The sequence below is a fragment of the Variovorax sp. P1_H2 genome (assembly GCF_056405295.1).
The window spans coordinates 1-3,755 of the sequence record NZ_JBFUCJ010000234.1; the positions used below are offsets into that span (position 1 = coordinate 1).

3 protein-coding genes and 2 tRNA genes are annotated in these 3,755 nt (G+C 65.5%); all 5 read right to left on the minus strand.

What is annotated here, in order from left to right:
• Positions 1–168 precede the first annotated feature (168 nt).
• A tRNA-His gene (locus AC1D2E_RS35140) sits at positions 169–244 on the minus strand.
• A 29-nt stretch (positions 245–273) separates the two neighbouring features.
• The gene (locus AC1D2E_RS35145) at positions 274–2,187 is read right to left on the minus strand and encodes a SurA N-terminal domain-containing protein (RefSeq protein WP_478201684.1); all 1,914 of its coding nucleotides are present in this window, start codon (positions 2,185–2,187) and stop codon (positions 274–276) included.
• Positions 2,188–2,261: 74 nt separating this feature from the next.
• Positions 2,262–2,337 (minus strand) — tRNA-Val (locus tag AC1D2E_RS35150).
• 16 nt (positions 2,338–2,353) lie between these two features.
• Complete coding sequence (locus tag AC1D2E_RS35155) at positions 2,354–2,626, minus strand: HU family DNA-binding protein (protein ID WP_007830705.1); 273 nt, start codon at positions 2,624–2,626, stop codon at positions 2,354–2,356.
• Positions 2,627–2,850: 224 nt separating this feature from the next.
• On the minus strand, positions 2,851–3,755 hold a 905-nt coding region (locus tag AC1D2E_RS35160; RefSeq protein ID WP_478201685.1), incomplete at its 5' end, for an isocitrate/isopropylmalate family dehydrogenase.

Sequence of the window (3,755 nt, forward strand, 5' to 3'; positions counted from 1 at the left end):
AGCAAGCCCCTCACAAAAAAGTGCTTGGTATTCACCGGGGGGGGGGGCGCTGCGTCAATGGAAGCATCGCGAAGGAAGGGAGACCGGTCCGATGCGCGATACGGCCGACTCGCCACGCCCACAAAGTAAAACAGGCACCGAAGTGCCTGTTTTACTGACGAATGTCTTTGGGGTGGCTGATGGGACTCGAACCCACGACGACCAGAATCACAATCTGGGACTCTACCAGCTGAGCTACAGCCACCGTAAGCCTTCAATTGTAGCGTGAAAAAACTAGCGTCCAGCGCCCGGCGTCGAAACTGCGGGCTTCGGCACCAGAATCTCGGCCTTGAAGCGGTCCTTCAGCAGGTTGTAGTAGGCGGCGGTCTCGGCCGCGCCCACGGCCTGGGCGACCTGTTCGTTCTCCTGCTTGGCCATATCGGCCGCCGGCGGCGTGCGCGGCACGCTCTTGATCACGCGTACCACAGCGTAGCCCTGAGCGCCAAGGTCGGCGCCGACCAGGGCCGGCAGCTTGCCGGCGTCGGCGCGCAGCGCGACCTCGATCACCGGCAGCGGCTGCGATTGCGTCTCGAGCCGTGACACGGTGACGGGAGCGCCGAAGCCGGCACCGGCGGGATCGGACTTCCAGGCCGCCAGCTTCGACTCGCCTTCGGCGCGGGCCAGGGCCGCGGCGCGTTCGGCGACCAGCTGCGTGCGGACCTTGTCCTTGACCTCGTCGAAAGGCAGCGTGCGCGCCGGCGCGTACTGCACCACGCGGCCGGAGGCCAGCTGGTTGGCACCGATCTCGATCGCCTCGGTGTTGTGCTTGCGCTCGAGCGTATCGGGGGCGAACAGCGCATTCAGGAAATTGCGGTTGCCCAGCGGACCGGTGGCCCCCGGGACCGGCGTGCGGGCCACGTTGTCCGCGGTCTGGATCGTCAGCTTGAGCTTGTCGGCCGCCGGCTGCAGGCTGTCGGGCTGCTGGTAGACGATGTCGGTGAAGGCCTCGGCAGCCTTGGCGAACTCCTGCGTCGCCTGCTGGCTGCGCACCTCGTTCTCGATCGTCGCGCGCACCTTGTCGAAGGGCGGCACCACGGCCGGCTTGATGTCGCCGACCAGGATGATGTGGTAGCCGAACTCGGTTTCCACCAGGCCGCTGATCTCGCCCTTCTTGAGCGAGAACAGCGCATCCTCGAAGGGCTTGACCATCGCGCCGCGCGTCACGACGTCGAGGTCGCCGCCCTTCTCCGCCGAACCGGGGTCCTGCGAGTTCTTGCGCGCCACCTCGGCGAAGCTGTTGGGGGCCTTGCGGACTTCCGCCAGCAATTGCTCGGCCTTCTTGCGCGCCTGCTCGCGTTCGGCGGCCGGCGCGCCTTGCGGCACGGCAATCAGGATATGGCTCGCGCGGCGCTCTTCCTTGCTGCCGAAGCGAGCCGCGTTCTGGTCGTAGTAGCTGTGCAGATCGGCCTCGCTGACCGCAATGTTCTTCTTGGCGGCCTCGAGATCGAGCAGCAGGTATTCGACCTTGGCCTGCTCGGGCTGCTGGAACTGCGCCGCATGCGACTTGTAGAAGGCCTCCAGGTCGGCATCGCTGACGCTGACCTTGGACGCGAAATCAGCCGGATTGAACAGCGCGACCTGGATCTCGCGACGGTCGTAGAAGGCATTGAGCGTGGCCGCGGCCTGGGCCGCCGTCGCGAAGGCCGTTCCCGATACGCCCAGCGACACCTGCTGCGTTGCGAGGTCGGCACGCACCGAGGCTTCGTACTGCTCGGGCGTGCGGCCGGTCGCGCGCATGAAGGCCTCGCGGTCGAACTTGCCGTCGGCGGTGCGGAAGCTGGCCAGGCCCGGATCGGCAGCGAACAGGCGTGCCAGCCGTTCCTCGGACACCGTCATGTTGGACTTCGATGCCGCCGCGGCGAGCACCCGTTCGCGCACCATGCGCTCCAGCGTCGCATAGCGCGCGGCGTCGGAGTCGAGCAGCGACGGCTCGATGTTGGGTGCCTGCTGGCGGATCCGGTCGACCTCGTTGCGATGCTGGGCATCCCACTCGGGCCGCGTGATGTCGACGCCGGCAACCCGCGCGACCTTCTCGCCCTGGCCGCCGCCTTGGTACCGATCGACGCCGAACAGCACGAACGAGGGAATGATCAGCAAGAACAAGAACACCATGATGATCTTGTTGTACTTGCGGAAGGAATCAAACATGCTTGAGCACTCTCTAGGACGGATATTGACGCAGCAAGAAAAAAGGCGAACGGTCCGTTCGCCTTTGCATCGGGTGGTGGGTGCTGAGGGGCTCGAACCCCCGACCTACGCCGTGTAAGAGCGCCGCTCTACCAACTGAGCTAAGCACCCCACCTTAAACAATGTCTCAGTTCAGCGCGTCTTTGAGCGCCTTGCCGGGACGGAACTTGGGGATCTTGGCGGCCTTGATTTTAATCGCGTCGCCGGTGCGGGGATTCCGGCCGGTCCGGGCGGCGCGCTTGCCGACCGCAAAGGTGCCGAAACCGACGAGCGACACGGAACCGCCCTTCTTGAGCGTGGTACGAATGGCGCCGATGGTGGATTCGAGTGCCCGCGTGGCCGCGGCTTTGGAGATGTCGGCGTTCTTTGCGATGTGCTCAATCAGTTCGGTTTTGTTCACAAGGGCCCCTTGCAGAAAAATTGTTGATCAGGGTCGTCAGAAGCGGCGCCAGCCCCGTGACGACGCCACGGGGGTGGGTACAGAAGATGGGTGGCAGCTCTGACGCGCCGGCAGCGCGCTGCCGACAAGGATTACAACCACTGGTCTCGGGGGTGTCAATACGACGCTGCCCCCTGAAGCACAGCGAGGAGCGCGATTTTAGTGGCGTTTTGGCGAAGCGCTTTTCAAAGCGCCTGGGCAATCGCTTTACCTAGATCAACAGTCCCAGCGGTTCCACCGATGTCCGGCGTGCGCGGCGCGCCGCTGCCGGGCGCCAACGCCTTCTCGATCGCGGCCAGGATGGCATCGTGCGCGGCCTTGTGGCCGAGGAATTCCAGCATCATGGCGCCACACCAGACCTGGCCGATCGGGTTCGCGATGCCCTTGCCCGCGATGTCAGGCGCCGAACCGTGAACCGGCTCGAACAGCGACGGCGTCGTGCGCTCGGGGTTCAGGTTGGCGCTCGGCGCGATGCCGATGGTGCCGGTGCAGGCCGGCCCGAGGTCGGACAGGATGTCGCCGAACAGGTTGCTGGCCACCACGACGTCGAAGAAGTCGGGCCGCTGCACGAAGTGCGCGGTCAGGATGTCGATGTGGAACTTGTCCAGCTTGACCTCCGGATAGGTCTTCGCCATCGCCGCCACGCGCTCGTCCCAGTAGGGCATGGTGATCGAGATGCCGTTCGACTTGGTGGCGCTCGTCAAGTGCTTCTTGGCTCGCGACTGGGCCAGTTCGAAAGCGAACTTGAGCACCCGGTCGACGCCAACGCGCGACATCACGGTTTCCTGGATCACGATCTCGCGCGCCGTGCCTTCGTACATGCGCCCGCCGATGCTCGAGTACTCGCCTTCGGTGTTCTCGCGCACGATGTACATGTCGATCTCGCCGGGCCGGCGTGCCGTGCCGTCGCGCCGCACCACCGGCGCCACGATGCCGGGCATGAGGCGCGCCGGCCGCAGGTTGATGTACTGGTCGAACTCGCGCCGGAACAGCAGCAGCGAGCCCCACAGCGAGACGTGGTCGGCAATCTTCTCGGGCCAGCCGACGGCGCCGAAGTAGATCGCGTCGTGGCCGCCGATCCGATCCTTCC

What these genes read in the sequence shown, in the direction of transcription:
- AC1D2E_RS35145 (WP_478201684.1), bottom strand. Translation starts at nt 2,187, where the DNA reads ATGTTTGATTCCTTCCGCAAGTACAACAAGATCATCATGGTGTTCTTG.